This window comes from Sphingomonas sp. (genome assembly GCF_017304615.1).
Lineage (GTDB): Bacteria > Pseudomonadota > Alphaproteobacteria > Sphingomonadales > Sphingomonadaceae > Sphingomonas.
This window is the reverse complement of sequence record NZ_JAFKLZ010000001.1, coordinates 1147926-1161315: the sequence shown is the minus strand read 5'-3', so window position 1 is coordinate 1161315 and position 13390 is coordinate 1147926. Positions and strand designations below refer to the sequence as shown.

14 protein-coding genes, 1 other RNA gene and 1 pseudogene are annotated in these 13390 nt (G+C 65.6%); 12 read left to right on the top strand and 4 right to left on the bottom strand.

Annotation, left to right across the window (positions count from 1 at the left end; genetic code table 11):
- Window positions 1-75 precede the first annotated feature (75 nt).
- The 4 genes and pseudogenes from J0J06_RS05840 to J0J06_RS05825 all read right to left on the bottom strand — a co-directional run.
- A pseudogene (locus J0J06_RS05840) lies at window positions 76-1272 on the bottom strand (NAD(P)/FAD-dependent oxidoreductase); the annotation flags it as partial.
- Window positions 1273-1275: 3 nt separating this feature from the next.
- Window positions 1276-1767: a hypothetical protein gene (locus J0J06_RS05835; protein WP_294040380.1), complete on the bottom strand. Its 492-nt coding sequence runs from the start codon at window positions 1765-1767 to the stop codon at window positions 1276-1278.
- 168 nt (window positions 1768-1935) lie between these two features.
- A complete protein-coding gene (gene rpoH, locus J0J06_RS05830; RefSeq protein ID WP_294040379.1) occupies window positions 1936-2838 on the bottom strand; it encodes an RNA polymerase sigma factor RpoH in 903 nt (300 codons plus the stop codon).
- Between the two features lie 67 nt (window positions 2839-2905).
- Window positions 2906-3856: an RluA family pseudouridine synthase gene (locus J0J06_RS05825; RefSeq protein WP_294040378.1), complete on the bottom strand. Its 951-nt coding sequence runs from the start codon at window positions 3854-3856 to the stop codon at window positions 2906-2908.
- A 20-nt stretch (window positions 3857-3876) separates the two neighbouring features.
- Between J0J06_RS05825 and J0J06_RS05820 the strand changes: the two genes are divergently transcribed.
- The 12 genes from J0J06_RS05820 (at window position 3877) to J0J06_RS05765 (ending at window position 13376) form a co-directional block, all read left to right on the top strand.
- Complete coding sequence (locus J0J06_RS05820) at window positions 3877-4266, top strand: M67 family metallopeptidase (RefSeq protein WP_294040377.1); 390 nt, start codon at window positions 3877-3879, stop codon at window positions 4264-4266.
- Window positions 4267-4333: 67 nt separating this feature from the next.
- Window positions 4334-4978, top strand: a complete 645-nt coding sequence (locus tag J0J06_RS05815; protein WP_294040376.1) for a histidine phosphotransferase family protein — start codon at window positions 4334-4336, stop codon at window positions 4976-4978.
- Between the two features lie 57 nt (window positions 4979-5035).
- Window positions 5036-7342, top strand: a complete 2307-nt coding sequence (locus tag J0J06_RS05810; protein WP_294040375.1) for a chemotaxis protein CheW — start codon at window positions 5036-5038, stop codon at window positions 7340-7342.
- Window positions 7339-7782 (top strand): chemotaxis protein CheW, encoded by a 444-nt coding sequence (locus tag J0J06_RS05805; protein ID WP_294040374.1) that lies wholly within the window; start codon window positions 7339-7341, stop codon window positions 7780-7782. The genes J0J06_RS05810 and J0J06_RS05805 overlap by 4 nt, the downstream gene beginning before the upstream one ends.
- A gap of 62 nt (window positions 7783-7844) precedes the next feature.
- Window positions 7845-8210 carry a response regulator gene (locus J0J06_RS05800; RefSeq protein ID WP_294040849.1) on the top strand — a complete coding sequence of 122 codons (366 nt, stop codon included), beginning with the start codon at window positions 7845-7847 and terminating at the stop codon, window positions 8208-8210.
- Window positions 8211-8226: 16 nt separating this feature from the next.
- Complete coding sequence (locus J0J06_RS05795; protein WP_294040373.1) at window positions 8227-9297, top strand: chemotaxis protein CheB; 1071 nt, start codon at window positions 8227-8229, stop codon at window positions 9295-9297.
- The gene (locus J0J06_RS05790) at window positions 9291-10109 is read left to right on the top strand and encodes a protein-glutamate O-methyltransferase CheR (protein ID WP_294040372.1); all 819 of its coding nucleotides are present in this window, start codon (window positions 9291-9293) and stop codon (window positions 10107-10109) included. Before J0J06_RS05795 ends, J0J06_RS05790 begins: the two co-directional genes overlap by 7 nt.
- 37 nt (window positions 10110-10146) lie before the next feature.
- Entirely contained in the window at window positions 10147-10836 is a 690-nt protein-coding gene (locus tag J0J06_RS05785; protein ID WP_294040371.1) for an N-acetylmuramoyl-L-alanine amidase, read from the top strand.
- Between the two features lie 111 nt (window positions 10837-10947).
- Complete coding sequence (locus J0J06_RS05780) at window positions 10948-11706, top strand: CHAP domain-containing protein (RefSeq protein WP_294040370.1); 759 nt, start codon at window positions 10948-10950, stop codon at window positions 11704-11706.
- A gap of 43 nt (window positions 11707-11749) precedes the next feature.
- Window positions 11750-12108: RNase P RNA component class A (gene rnpB, locus J0J06_RS05775), an RNA gene on the top strand.
- 82 nt (window positions 12109-12190) lie between these two features.
- Complete coding sequence (locus tag J0J06_RS05770) at window positions 12191-12634, top strand: GFA family protein (protein WP_294040369.1); 444 nt, start codon at window positions 12191-12193, stop codon at window positions 12632-12634.
- The gene (locus tag J0J06_RS05765; RefSeq protein ID WP_294040368.1) at window positions 12615-13376 is read left to right on the top strand and encodes an alpha/beta fold hydrolase; all 762 of its coding nucleotides are present in this window, start codon (window positions 12615-12617) and stop codon (window positions 13374-13376) included. The genes J0J06_RS05770 and J0J06_RS05765 overlap by 20 nt, the downstream gene beginning before the upstream one ends.
- The last annotated feature ends 14 nt before the right edge of the window (window positions 13377-13390 follow it).

Below are 13390 nucleotides of genomic sequence, written 5' to 3'. Positions count from 1 at the left end.
GGCGAGGGTCGGGACCGCGGCGAGCGGCATGGCCGCCACTACGCGCGGACGGCGCCCCGCCGCAAGCACCTCTTCGGCGGCGGTGATCCCGGTCTCGTAAGCGCCGTGCGCGGTCGAGAAATCGTTCGGGTGGCATGCCTCGCCGGCAAAGAACAAGCGGTCGTCGTGCGCCGAAGCCAGGATATTGCGCTGCCCGGCCTGGCCCACGCGCGCGTGCGAATAGCTCCCGCGAATGAATTTCTCCGCGCGCCACCGGGTACGGGCGAGAGGCTGTAGCCGCATCCGCCAGTCGTTGCCGAGCAGTCCCGCTAATTCTCCGATCGCGAAATCGGCGGCGGCGCGGTCGTCGATCCGTTCCAGCGCCTCGGCACAATCGCCGCCGAAAAAAGCTTCGATCACTGGCTGGCCGAGCCAACCGACCTGATAGCTCGCGGTATTGGCGCTGCGCGGGTTGCCGATCAGGTGCGCGTTCTGCGGATAGTCACCGCCCTTAATGCCAAGGAAGATCTTGTCGGCCAGCCCGAGCGGGAGCGCGGCGGCGGCCTGGCGCTTGTCCTCGAGCGGCGGGTCGAAACGAAGGTCGCCATCGGCGATGATCGGCGTCGGCACCGCGACGATCACGCGATCCGCTTCGATGATGCCGCTGGGCGTCATGAGACGGATGACGGCACCGCGATGATCGATCAGCGAGACGGGCGCGTCGAGCTTGACGGGCAGCCGCTTCCCGTACGCCGAAATGAGCGTGCCATATCCCTCGCGCAGCCGCCAATTGTCGTCGCCCGCAGCATTTTCGTACGCCGCCCAGTCGTGGAGGGAGACGTCCCGCAAATTCGCGCCGTTGGCATAGCCCGAAATCGCATCGATCAGCGGACGCCAGGGCGAGGCGGCGGGGATGAAGTCGCTGAGCGGGCGGTCTGGGCCGTGGACGAAGCGTTCCGCGCGTTCGTGCCATTGGGCGTAGGCCGCTTCGAACGCCGCGCGTTCCTCCCTGGAAAAGCCCAGATCGTTCCATTGCGTGCGCCAGCCCGCCGGCGTGCGGTCGATCTGGAACCCTTCCGCCAATGCGATCCGGGTCCATGGATTGCGATCGGCCGAATGCAGCCACGCACAGCCGAGGTCGAGCACTTCGCCGCGCACCCGAACGGTATGCGCCCGCCCACCGAGCCGTCCGCTCGCCTCGACCAGCAGGACGTCGGCGCGCGCGTCGTGCAGACGCCGGGCGGCGGCGATCCCGGCCGCGCCCCCGCCGATGACGACGACGTCGTGTTTCATCCGTTAGCGCGTGTCGGGATCACGGATCGCGAGGAACGCCAGCAGGGCGGCAACCAGGAGCGCGCCGAGCGCGACCCAATAGCCGATCTGCCAATCGATGCGGATCACCGATGTGGCGATGTCGTCCATGCCCGCTTCACCGCCACGCTTCGCGGCGTCGGCGAGGCGTTGAGGCGTATATTGCTGAGCGCCCGCCCAGATCAGCGCGAGCGCGCCGAGCGACGTCGCGACCACCACCGGCGCGAGACGCTTGCGCATCAGCGAAAAGATTAGCCCGACGACGATCAACGCGACGGCGGCGGCGAGGTAAATGTTGAGTTTATCGGCATGGGCGGGCGCGTCGCTCGCGGCCTGCATCACGGGGCGGATGCGGCCCAGCACCAGTTCCCAGCCGTTCGCCTCCGCTACCTTGGTGTTCGAACACGACACCGTCATCCACGGCAGCAGGAACGCCAGCAGCGCGATGGCCTTGGGTATCTTGACGTAACGCCACATGATCGGTCCCCGATGGTTGAGCGGGGAGGCTAGGGAGCCGCAGGGCGCGTGTAAACCAGGAGGTGCAAACCCCGTTCGTCATGCCGGACTTGATCCGGCATCCCGCTTCTTCTTCCGGTTGAGAAAGCAGGACCCCGGCTCAAGGCCGGGGTGACGGATAAAGGAGGCTTACGCCGCGATCAGGCGCTTTTCGCCTGCAAGCCGCATCATCACCTTCTGCAGCTTCTCGAACGCGCGCACCTCGATCTGGCGGACACGCTCGCGGCTGACGCCATAGACCTGCGATAGCTCCTCGAGCGTCTTGGGGTCGTCGGTCAGGCGACGTTCCGTCAGGATGTGGCGTTCACGCTCGTTGAGGTCTTCCATCGCCTCGGTCAGCAGGCTGTGGCGGACGTCCGCCTCCTGCGTCTCGGCGACGACCTGATCCTGCAAGGGCGAATCGTCCTGCAACCAATCCTGCCACTGACCTTCGCCATCCTCGCGCATCGAGACGTTGAGCGACGTGTCGCCGCCCATCGCCATGCGGCGGTTCATGCTGGTCACCTCTTCCTCGGTCACGCCGAGGTCCTTGGCGATCTTGGCGAGATTCTCCTGTGACAGGTCGCCGTCGTCGAACGCGTCGAGCTTCGACTTCATCCGGCGCAGGTTGAAGAACAATTTCTTCTGCGCGGCGGTCGTGCCCATCTTCACCAGGCTCCACGAGCGCAGGATGAATTCCTGGATCGACGCGCGGATCCACCACATCGCATAGGTCGAGAGGCGGAAGCCGCGATCGGCCTCGAACTTCTTCACGCCCTGCATCAGGCCGATATTGCCTTCGGAAATCAGTTCCGAGACGGGCAGGCCATAACCGCGATAGCCCATCGCGATCTTCGCGACGAGGCGCAGGTGGCTGGTGACGAGCTGATGCGCGGCTTCCGTGTCGCCATGTTCCTCGAAACGTTTGGCGAGCATGTATTCCTGCTCCGGCGTCAGGACGGGGAATTTCTTGATCTCGGCCAGATAGCGGTTGAGGCTCGCCTCGCCGCCGAGAGCAGGAATCGTCGCGGGGACGTTGCTGCGGTTTGCCATGATCTTCTACTCCCTTTCCTTCAGCCGGCACGCCCCAGAAGAGGCGACGTGCTGCGCTGCACAATAATCAACGAGCCAGTGTATCGAACAGTTCCTGCATGTCCGCAGGCATTTCGCTTTCGAACGACAAAGCTTCTCTTGTGATGGGATGGATGAACCCCAGAACCGCCGCGTGCAATGCCTGGCGGCGGAAATTCAGGGTTTCCAAATCCTTCCGATGAACCTGTTTTGTTCTACCATAAACCGGGTCTCCCAGCAAGGGATGGCCGATCGACGCCATATGCACGCGCACCTGATGCGTGCGTCCGGTTTCGAGGCGGCATTCGACGAACGTGGCGTCCGACAGCTGGGCAAGCTGGGACCAGTGCGTGACCGCGCGCTTGCCGGTCTGCACGATCGCGATCTTCTTGCGGTTCTGCGGACTGCGCGCGAGCGGCGCATCGACGGTGCCAGACTTGGTGGTCAGGCGGCCCGACACGATCGCCTTGTAGCGGCGGTCGATCGAGTGATCGGCGAACTGCTTGGCGAGGCCGACATGCGCTCGATCGGTCTTGGCGGCGACCATCAGCCCTGACGTATCCTTGTCGATGCGGTGCACGATCCCCGGCCGCGCCACGCCGCCGATCCCCGACAGGCTGCCGCCGCAATGGTGGAGCAGCGCGTTGACCAGCGTCCCGTCGAGGTTGCCCGCTGCCGGGTGGACGACCAGGCCCGCGGGCTTGTCGATCACGATCAGATGCTCGTCCTCGAACGCGACGACCAGCGGGATGTCCTGCGCTTCGTTGTGCGCTGGAGTGGGATCGGGCACCGCGACCGACAGCACGTCGCCCGCCACCGCTTTCCTGGCTGGGTCGCGCAACAGCGCCCCCGTCCGGTCGCTGACCGCGCCCGACGAGATCAGCGCCTTCAGCCGCTCGCGCGACAGTGTCGGCACCGCGTCGGCCAGCGCACGGTCGAGCCGCCAGCCGTTGGCGGCCGCGGAAACCTGCGCTTCGATGATGGAAACCCCCGAGACCATTTTCGTGTACGGAGATGGGGATGAGGCTGGAAATTTCAAGGGCGGCGCTCGACGCGATCCGGGCCGAGGCGGCGGCGAGTCCCGACGTCGAGGTGTGCGGGCTGCTGCTCGGCCGGGGGTTACAGGTCGAACGCGTAGTACCGTGCCGGAACGTCGCGGCGGAGCCGAGGATGGCATTCGAGATCGATTCGCAAGCGCTGATCACTGCCCATAAGCAGGCGCGAATAGGCGGTCCCGCAGTGATCGGGCACTACCACTCTCACCCCACCGGTAAAGCCGAACCGTCGGCCCGCGATGCCGCGTCGGCGCGGGGCGGGGAGGTGTGGGTGATAGTCGCCGACAGCGATGCGACCGCGTGGCTTGCCTCGAACGACGCCACGTTCGAGCGCCTCCCATTCCGGCTGACATGACGAAAGGTTGCTAGCGACGGCATGCTACGCCAAGAAGCGCACGACAAGAACCGAAAGAAACGTCCGCATGACCATCACCCCGGTCGATTTCGCCAGCCTGCTCTGTTCGCGCCTGTGCCACGACTTGCTCAGCCCGGTCGGCGCGCTGAATAACGGACTCGAGCTGCTTGCCGACGAGCACGACCCGGATATGCGGCAGCGGTGTCTGGATCTGCTCAACGAAAGCGCACGGGCGTCGGCCAACAAGCTCAAATTCTTCCGCTTGGCATTCGGTGCGGCGGGCGGGTTTGGCGACAAGGTCGACACGCGCGAAGCGCGGACCGCGATCGAGGGGTTGTTCGGCGAGGGCGGGAAAATCGCGATCGGCTGGATGATCGAGGAGGGCGCGTTGCCCAAGCCGGCGGTCAAGGTGCTGATGAACCTCGCGCTGATCGCGGGCGATGCGCTGGTCCGTGGCGGCCAGCTCGACATCGGCGCAGAGGAACTGGGCGACAAGATCGAGATCGTCGTCCGCGCCGAGGGGCCGCGGCTGGTGCTCGACCAGGAATTGCGCTCGACCCTGCTCGGTGATCTGGGTGAGGACGGCGTGACCCCGCGTAGCGCGGCGGCCTATTTGGTGCACTCGCTGGTGACGGCGGGCAACGGGACCGTTCAGATTTCCGAGCCTGATTCGCCTATCCTGCTGTTTGGCGTGACAATTCACGCCGGGTAAACGTCTCCTTTACCACTGATCGTCCAATGTTCGCCCGAGCGCCAGACCCGGGGACCCATGGACGATCTGCTCCAGGAATTCATTGCCGAAACGCGCGAGACGCTGGAAGCGCTCTCGGGCGAGATCGTCGCGTGGGAAGCTGCGCCAGAGGATCGGGCCAGGCTCGACGCCATTTTCCGCTTCGTTCACACCGTCAAGGGAAGCTGCGGCTTTCTCGATCTGCCGCGTCTCGCGCGGTTGAGCCATGCCGCTGAGGACGTGCTGTCGGCGCTGCGGTCGGGCGAACGCTCGCCCGACGCCCCGCTCGTCACAGCGGTGCTCGCGATCGTCGATCGGATCGGTGAAATCGTCGAAGCCATCGACGCTGGCACGGCGTTGGACGACAGCGGCGAAGAGTTGCTGATTGCCGCACTCGACGGCAGCGCGGAGATGGCTACGCCCGTCGCGCAACAGGCGTCGTCCAGCCAGCGCGCCGCCAATCGCAGCGTTCGGCTTTCGACCGATTTGCTCGACCGCATGATGAGCGGCATGTCCGACATGGTGCTGGCGCGTAACGAACTCGCGCGCCGGATGCGCGATCATCAGGGCGATCCCGGGATCGAGGCCGCGCTGGATCGTCTGTCGCTGACCGTCGCCGAAATGCGCGACACCGTCACGCGGACGCGCATGCAAAAAATCGACGCGCTTTTCTCCGCGTTGCCGCGCATGGTCCGCGACACCGTTGCCGAACTGGGCAAGCAAGTTCAGCTCGTCGTGGAGGGCGCCGACGTCGAACTCGATCGTGAGATGATCGAGATGATGCGCGACCCGCTGGTCCATATCATCCGCAATTCGATCGACCACGGCATCGAATCTCCTGAACAGCGCCGCGCCGCCGGCAAGCGCGAGGTCGGGCGCCTCGTGGTCTGCGCGCGCCAGTCGGGCAACCAGATCATCATCGAGATCTCCGACGATGGGCGCGGCATCGATACCGACCGGCTGGTTCAGAAACTCACTGCGTCAGGCCAGTCGCGCGGGCGCGACCTTTCAGCGCTCAGCGAACGTGCCAAGCTCGACCTAATCTTCGAGCCCGGCCTGTCGACCAAGGACGAAGTCACGGCGATTTCGGGGCGCGGCGTCGGGATGGACGTGGTACGCGCCAATATCGAACAGATTGGCGGTCGCATCGAACTGGTCAACGCGCGCGGTCGTGGCCTGCGCATCCTGATCCATGTCCCGCTGACCTTGTCGATCATTCCCGCCATCGTCATCGGCGTCGCCGGACAACGCTTTGCCGTCACGCGGCAAGCGATCGAAGAAATCGTCCATGTCGGCGGCGATGCCATCCGCATCGACTTGCTGGGCGATACCGCCGCGGCGACGGTGCGCGACCGGCGGATGCCGCTCGTCGATCTTGGCGCTCTGCTGGGCCTGGCGCCCGCCAACCCGGCCGCCGCCGACATGCTGGCGATCATCAGCGCGAGCGGCGGCAGCTTCGCCGTCGCGGTCGATTCGGTGCTCGATCACGAAGAGCTGGTGATCAAGCCGGCCGCGCCCGCGGTGATGGCGTCGGGCATCTATGCCGGCCAGACGCTGCCCGACAGCGGATCGCCGATGCTGCTGCTGGATTGCGCCGGGATCGCGACCGCGGCGGGCATCAATTTCACGCACGATGCGGTGATCGACGACGAAGAGACCGAAGCGGCAGTCGCGCCGACGGTCGATGCCCTGTTGTTCGAGGATCTCGACGGCCGACGCCGTGCGGTGCCGCTGGCGATCATCGACCGCGTCGAGACCGTCCCGTCCGACACGGCTCGCTTCAGCGGCGGTCGGATGCGATTGTTGATCGACGGCCGGATCGTCCCGCTCGCGTCGCTTGGTGACGTTGCCGGCCGCGTCGATCTCGCGGTGCTGCGGATCAAGGATGGCGAGGCGGAAGTTGCTTACGCCATCGCCGAGCCGGTCGATATTGTCGCAGTGCCAGCGGAAATAGTTCCGTCGGTCCAGGCAGGGCCGATCCTGGGCGTCGTCACGATCGATGACGAACAGATCGAACTGATCGACCCGCAATGGCTGCTCGGCCCCAACAGCGCGGCTGTCGTGCAGCCCGGCGCGCCCTTGTGCCTGATCCACGGCGAAGGGGACGGCTGGATCGCGACCTTCCTCAAGCCGGTGCTGGAGGCAGCGGGGTATCGCGTCGCGATGAAGACCGATGCGGGCGAGGAGCCGGCTGTCATTCTGACGACCGACGCGGACGACCGGCACGACGATCGCATCATCCGGCTGACCAATGATCGCCGCGACATCGGATCGAGCGAACAAGTTTACCGCTACGACCGGGCGGGACTCCTCGCGGCGGTCGCCAAGCGGGTGGAGGCGGCATGAGCGAGCAACTCTTTCTGATAGCGCATATCGCCGGACGCGGTGTCGCAATCGATTCCGCTCAGGTCGAATCGGTCGTCGACATCGGCTCCGTCACGCCGACGCCCCGCGTCGCGAAACACATTCGCGGTCTTGCCGCGCTGCGCAGCCGCGTGGTGACGGTGATCGATACTCACGCGGCGCTTGGCCTGCCGCCGATCGGCATTGCGGGATCGCGCGCGGTCATCACTGTGATCGATGGACATCATTACGCGGTGCTGGTCGATTCACTGGAGGACGTCGCACCGTTCGAAGCGTCGCCGCTGCCGTCGGGGATTGCGCTCGACGCGGGCTGGCGACGCGCGGGTTGCGGCGAGATCGAGCGCGACGGCGAGCCCATTCTGGCGATCAACCTGACGGCGCTGGTTCATGGCGCGTCGGATCACACCGCGGCGATCAATTAACTTGCTGATCATTAGTTGAAGCTAAGTCGTTGAACGGGGCGATGTTACAGGGTTTTACGATCATGAAGACGTGTCTGGTTGTCGATGATTCGAAGGTGATCCGCAAGGTTGCCCGCCACATCCTCGAAGCGCTCGACTTCGAGGTCAGCGAGGCCGCCGACGGTCGCGAAGCGCTCGACAGCTGCCTGGCGTCCGCACCCGACGTGATCCTACTCGACTGGAACATGCCGGTGATGAGCGGGATGGATTTCCTGCGCGCTCTTCGCGACACGGCGCTCGCCAGCCGCCCCAAGGTGGTGTTCTGCACGACCGAGAACGGGATGGCCTATATCCGCGCCGCGATCGATGCGGGTGCCGACGAATATGTGATGAAGCCATTCGACCGCGAGACGCTCGAGAGCAAGCTCCAGATCGTGGGCATGGCCTGAGCCCGGCGTTGGCGCGATGGCCAGCCCGGCTCCCGACAAACAACAATTCGACACACCGCCATCGGTCCTGATCGTCGATGACTCGGTCGTCGCGCGCGCCGTGATGGCGCGTGCGATCGACGGGGCGGGCGACTTCCTCGTTGCCGGTGCGGTGCCGAACGCCGATGCCGCGCAGGACTTCCTTGCCCGGCACCGCGTCGACGTGATCATCCTCGACATCGAGATGCCCGGCGTCGACGGCCTGACCGCCTTGCCAGACCTCATCGCCGCGGGGCAGGGCGCGCGCGTCCTGATCGTTTCGTCAGCGTGCGGCGATGGCGCCGCCACTACGGTCCAGGCGCTGGCGCTCGGCGCCGCCGATACGCTGGTCAAGCCGGAGGTCGGCGCGTTCGCCGGCCGGTTCGCCGATCTCCTCAACCACAAGATCGCCCGCCTCGTCGAAAATGACGAGATCGTCGTGCCGCGCACGCCCGTCGCGGTATTCGCGCCGGGCGATGACTTCGACATCGTCGCGATCGGCGCATCGACAGGGGGCATCCATGCACTCAGCTTGCTGCTGCGGTCGCTGCCGGCCGATTTCCGCCTGCCGATCCTGATCACCCAGCATTTGCCGGACTCGTTCATGCCCTATTTCGCGGCCCAGGTGGCGGTGCTGGCCAATCGCCCGTGCGAGGTGGCCGAGGATCATGCCCGAATCCGGCCGGGCCGCATCCTGATCGCGCCGGGAAATGCGCATCTGCGCTGTGTCTCGATCGGCGAGACGACGGCGGTACGGCTGTCGACCACGCCCGCGCCGAGCGGATGTCTGCCGTCGGTCGATCCGATGCTCGATTCGATCGCGGCGACCTACGGCGATCGCGCGCTTGGCGTGGTGTTGAGCGGGATGGGCCGCGATGGCGCGATCGGCGCGGCGAGCCTGGCCGCCGCTGGCGGCTGCGTCGTGGTACAGGACCGCGCGTCGTCGGTCATCTGGGGCATGCCCGGCGCGGTGGCGGCGGGCGGTCTGGCCGACGCGATCCTGCCGCCCGATGAGATCGGCCAGTTGATCGCGCGCCGGCGTCGTCCGGCATCGGCTCCCTCATGCTGATCCCCCGAACCGGCAGCCCGACCAACGAATTTGCAGCGTTGCTGGAATCGCGGACCGGACAGCAAATCGACGCCAGCCGCCGCTGGCGGATCGAAACCGCGCTCAAGCCCTCCATGCGCGATACCGGCCATGACTGTCTCGAAGGACTGGCGGCGGCAGTCCGAGCCGATCGCAACGGGCCGCTCGCCGACCGCGTGGTGGACGAATTGCTCAATCAGGAAAGCTTCTTCTTCCGCGACGCCGCAGTGTTCGATCTGGTGGCGGAAGCAATCGCGGCGATCCCCAACACCCGGCGCGCGCGTATCTGGTCGGCGGGATGCTCGACCGGGCAGGAACCGCTCAGTCTCGCGATGATGTTCGCCGAGAATATCGGTGCCGAAATGCCGGAGATCGTCGCGACGGACGTGTCGGAATCGGTGTTGGCGCGCGCCAGGGCCGGGCGGTACACCCAGTTCGAAATCCAGCGCGGCCTGGCGGTCCGGCGGATGATGCGATGGTTCGACACGGTCGATGGCGAGTGGATCGCCAACCCGGAACTGACGCGATTGGTGTCGTTCCGCCGCATGAACCTGGTCGCCGATCCGCTGCCGACCGGGCGGTTCGACGTGATCCTGTGCCGCAACGTTCTGCTCTATTTCTCGCTCGATCTGCGCCGCAAGGTGCTTGCGCGGCTGGCGCAGGTGCTGCGGCCCGATGGTGTGCTCGTGCTCGGCGCGGGGGAGACGGTAATCGGCCAGACCGATGCGTTCCGCCCGAGCCAGCGGTTCCGCGGTCTCTACGAACCGGCCGTCGCAACCGCCGCCGCGGCGTAGGTTTACTTTCCGCCGCGTTCGCCGCAATCCTCGCTTCGTGAGTATCGTCGAGACCCCGTCGCCCAATTTCAGCGAGCGGCAACTGCCGGTCACGATGATCGTGCTGCACTATACCGGCATGGAAAGCGCCGAGGCTGCGATTGCGCGGCTGACCGATCCGAACGCGGAGGTGTCGGCGCATTACCTGATCGACGAGGACGGAACGGTCCATCGGCTGGTGCCCGAGGACAAGCGCGCCTGGCACGCGGGCCAGTCGCATTGGCGGGGGATAACCGACGTCAATTCCGCGTCGATCGGGATCGAATTGGTCAACCCGGGCCACGAATTCGGCTATCGCGACTTTCCGGAGGCGCAGATCGACGCGCTGATCGTGTTGATGCAGGACATCAAGGAACGCCACGGCATCACGCGCGGCAACATCGTCGGTCATTCGGATATTGCGCCGACGCGCAAGCAGGATCCGGGTGAATTGTTCCCCTGGGGCAAGCTCGCGCGGCTGCGGTTGGCGATGCCCCGCCCGACCAAGAACTTGATCGATCCGTTGTGGAGCGATGCCGGTTTCCTCCTCGCGCTAGAACGCTTCGGCTACGAAGTGACCGACAAGCTTGCCGCGGTCGTCGCCTTTCAGCGGCGCTTCCGCCCCGAATTGATTGACGGCGAGATAGACGGCGAATGCCGCTGCCTGCTCCTCGCCTTGCTGCTTCCCAAACCCCAAGGCGACGACTGAAGCAGCCGAATCGGTTGCTTCCCCGCTTAGGCCATCTCCGGCCCGATGATAGTCGGGATGCAGCCCCGCCTAAGGGCTGGGGCCGGCGAATGGTCTTCGGGGGAAGGCATCATGAATTATCCAGGCCGTCTCATCAAAGTCGGCGAGACCGACCCGGGAATCGTTGCCGCCGTCGTCGGTGCGCTGGCGAATTTTGGGTACCGGTTGAGCGGGGCGAATAACGGCTTCGATGCGTCGGTCGCGTCGCTGGTGAAATTGTTCCAGTCGCAACATTTCGACGCGGGCGGATTGCCGCTCAAGGTCGACGGGGTGATCGGCCCGATGACTTGGGGGGCACTGTTCGGCACGACCACGACGAATGTGGCCACGGGGCTTGCCGCCGCCGCATTGGCAGAGGCGATTACCCAGATCGGCGTGATGGAACAGCCGCCGGGATCGAACCGTGGACCGCAAGTCGATGCCTATCTGACGGAGGCTGGTGTCGGGGTCGGCAATTTCTGGTGCATGGCATTCGTCTATTGGTGCTTCAAGCATGGCGCCGCGAACCAGGGGATGCAGAACCTGTTCCCACGGACGGCCGGCTGCCTCGACGCCTGGAACCGCGTAAAGACCGGCATGCCCACGCGCATCCTGACCAAGGCACGCGCCATGGCCGACCCGTCGCTCGTCAAGCCGGGAATGGTATTCATCCTCGATCACGGCGATGGGCTAGGGCACACCGGCATCATCAAGTCGGTGAGCGGCGGCGCGCTGCGCACCGTCGAGGGAAATAGTAACCCCAACGGCAGCAGCAACGGCATAGGGGTCTTCGAACTCAATCGCCGCAAGATTCCCGATAGCGAACTCAAGGGTTTTCTCGACTTCACTTGACCGCGCTTGAGCGGGGGCGGGGCGTCATGTACACGCTGTTGCGCCAGAGGATCGGGCGGCCGCGGGTGTGCAAGCACGCGAGGAAAGTCCGGGCTCCGCGGAACGACGGTGGCGGGTAACGCCCGCCGGGGGCGACCCCAGGGAAAGTGCCACAGAGAGCAGACTGCCCGCTTCGGCGGGTGAGGGTGAAAGGGTGCGGTAAGAGCGCACCGCGCGGCTGGTAACAGCGGCGGCACGGCAAACCCCACCGGGAGCAAGACCGAATAGGGGCGGCATATGGGTGTGTTCCCACCCGTCGCCCGGGTTGGTTGCTGGAGGCGGCGCGCAAGCGTCGTCCTAGAGGAATGGTCGCCCATCCGCTTCGGCGGTGGACAGAACCCGGCTTACAGATCCTCTGGCGCTTTTGCGGGGCGGTTGGCGGGTGCTAACCGTCGGCGCGCGGGCGCAGGCGAACGCGCGGTTCGCCTCTCATGGAGGGCGTGGAATGTCCGAAACGATGGCCGGAGGATGCCAGTGCGGCCGCATCCGTTACGCCGTGCAGGTCGACGATCAGGATGCCTATCTCTGCCATTGCCGCATGTGCCAGCGGGCGACCGGCGGATTTGCCGCGGCGCTCAAGCAAGTGAGGCGTTCCGGCCTCCACTGGGAGCGTGAGCCGGAGCGGTATCGTTCGTCGCCGATCGCTGTGCGTGGATTCTGCGCGGCATGTGGCACGCCGCTGACCTATGAAGGCGACGGGTCGGACGGGATGGACCTGACCGTGGGCAGCTTCGACGACCCGTCCCGCTTCCGCCCGGTCGACCATTCGGGTGTCGAAAGCCGCAACGAAGCGTGGATGGAGTTGCACGGGCTCCCCGAATATCGCACCGATGACAATCCCAACATCACCGCAAAGTGGATCGCCGCCTGTGGCAAACTCCCCGATTGAACCACAGTTTTTCGACAGCTTCGACGGCGAGCGGCTGGCCTGGCGCGAGACGGGGGAGGGGCGTCCGCTGGTCCTGATCCACGGCTATTTCTCCGACGCGCACACCAACTGGATTCGGTATGGCCATGCGGCGACGATCGCGGCGGCTGGGTTCCGGGTGATCATGCCCGATCTGCGTGCGCACGGGTCGAGCGCGAAACCGCATGATCCGGCCGCCTATCCGCCCGACGTGCTGATGCGCGACGGGTTCGCCCTGATCGAGCATCTCGGTCTCACAGAGTATGATCTCGGCGGCTATTCGCTGGGCGCGCGCACGACGATGCGGATGCTGGTAAACGGCGCGAAGCCGCGGCGTGCGATATTGTCGGGCATGGGTCTGACGGGGCTGACGCACACCGAAGGGCGCAGCGATCATTTCCGCAACATCCTGACCAATCTCGGCACGTTCAAGCAGGGCAGCCCGGAATGGCTGGCCGAGGCTTTCCTCAAAACCACCAAGGGCGATCCCGTTGCGTTGCTCCATATACTAGACACTTTCGTAAACACTCCGGAGGAAAAGGTCCGCGCGGTCTCGATGCGGGTGCTGGTGCTGCAGGGCGCGGATGACCACGACAATGGTTCCGCGCACGTACTCACCGAGGCGTTGCCGCACGCCACCTATCGCGAGATTCCGGGCACCCACATGAGCGCCGTGTTGCGCCCCGAACTCGGCCAGGAGATCGCGGATTATTTGGCTGCTTGACCGCCCTCGGGCGG

What these genes read in the sequence shown, in the direction of transcription:
- J0J06_RS05835 (WP_294040380.1), bottom strand. Translation starts at nt 1,767, where the DNA reads ATGTGGCGTTACGTCAAGATACCCAAGGCCATCGCGCTGCTGGCGTTC.
- rpoH (WP_294040379.1), bottom strand. Translation starts at nt 2,838, where the DNA reads ATGGCAAACCGCAGCAACGTCCCCGCGACGATTCCTGCTCTCGGCGGC.
- J0J06_RS05825 (WP_294040378.1), bottom strand. Translation starts at nt 3,856, where the DNA reads ATGGTCTCGGGGGTTTCCATCATCGAAGCGCAGGTTTCCGCGGCCGCC.
- J0J06_RS05820 (WP_294040377.1), top strand. Translation starts at nt 3,877, where the DNA reads ATGAGGCTGGAAATTTCAAGGGCGGCGCTCGACGCGATCCGGGCCGAG.
- J0J06_RS05815 (WP_294040376.1), top strand. Translation starts at nt 4,334, where the DNA reads ATGACCATCACCCCGGTCGATTTCGCCAGCCTGCTCTGTTCGCGCCTG.
- J0J06_RS05810 (WP_294040375.1), top strand. Translation starts at nt 5,036, where the DNA reads ATGGACGATCTGCTCCAGGAATTCATTGCCGAAACGCGCGAGACGCTG.
- J0J06_RS05805 (WP_294040374.1), top strand. Translation starts at nt 7,339, where the DNA reads ATGAGCGAGCAACTCTTTCTGATAGCGCATATCGCCGGACGCGGTGTC.
- J0J06_RS05800 (WP_294040849.1), top strand. Translation starts at nt 7,845, where the DNA reads ATGAAGACGTGTCTGGTTGTCGATGATTCGAAGGTGATCCGCAAGGTT.
- J0J06_RS05795 (WP_294040373.1), top strand. Translation starts at nt 8,227, where the DNA reads ATGGCCAGCCCGGCTCCCGACAAACAACAATTCGACACACCGCCATCG.
- J0J06_RS05790 (WP_294040372.1), top strand. Translation starts at nt 9,291, where the DNA reads ATGCTGATCCCCCGAACCGGCAGCCCGACCAACGAATTTGCAGCGTTG.
- J0J06_RS05780 (WP_294040370.1), top strand. Translation starts at nt 10,948, where the DNA reads ATGAATTATCCAGGCCGTCTCATCAAAGTCGGCGAGACCGACCCGGGA.
- J0J06_RS05770 (WP_294040369.1), top strand. Translation starts at nt 12,191, where the DNA reads ATGTCCGAAACGATGGCCGGAGGATGCCAGTGCGGCCGCATCCGTTAC.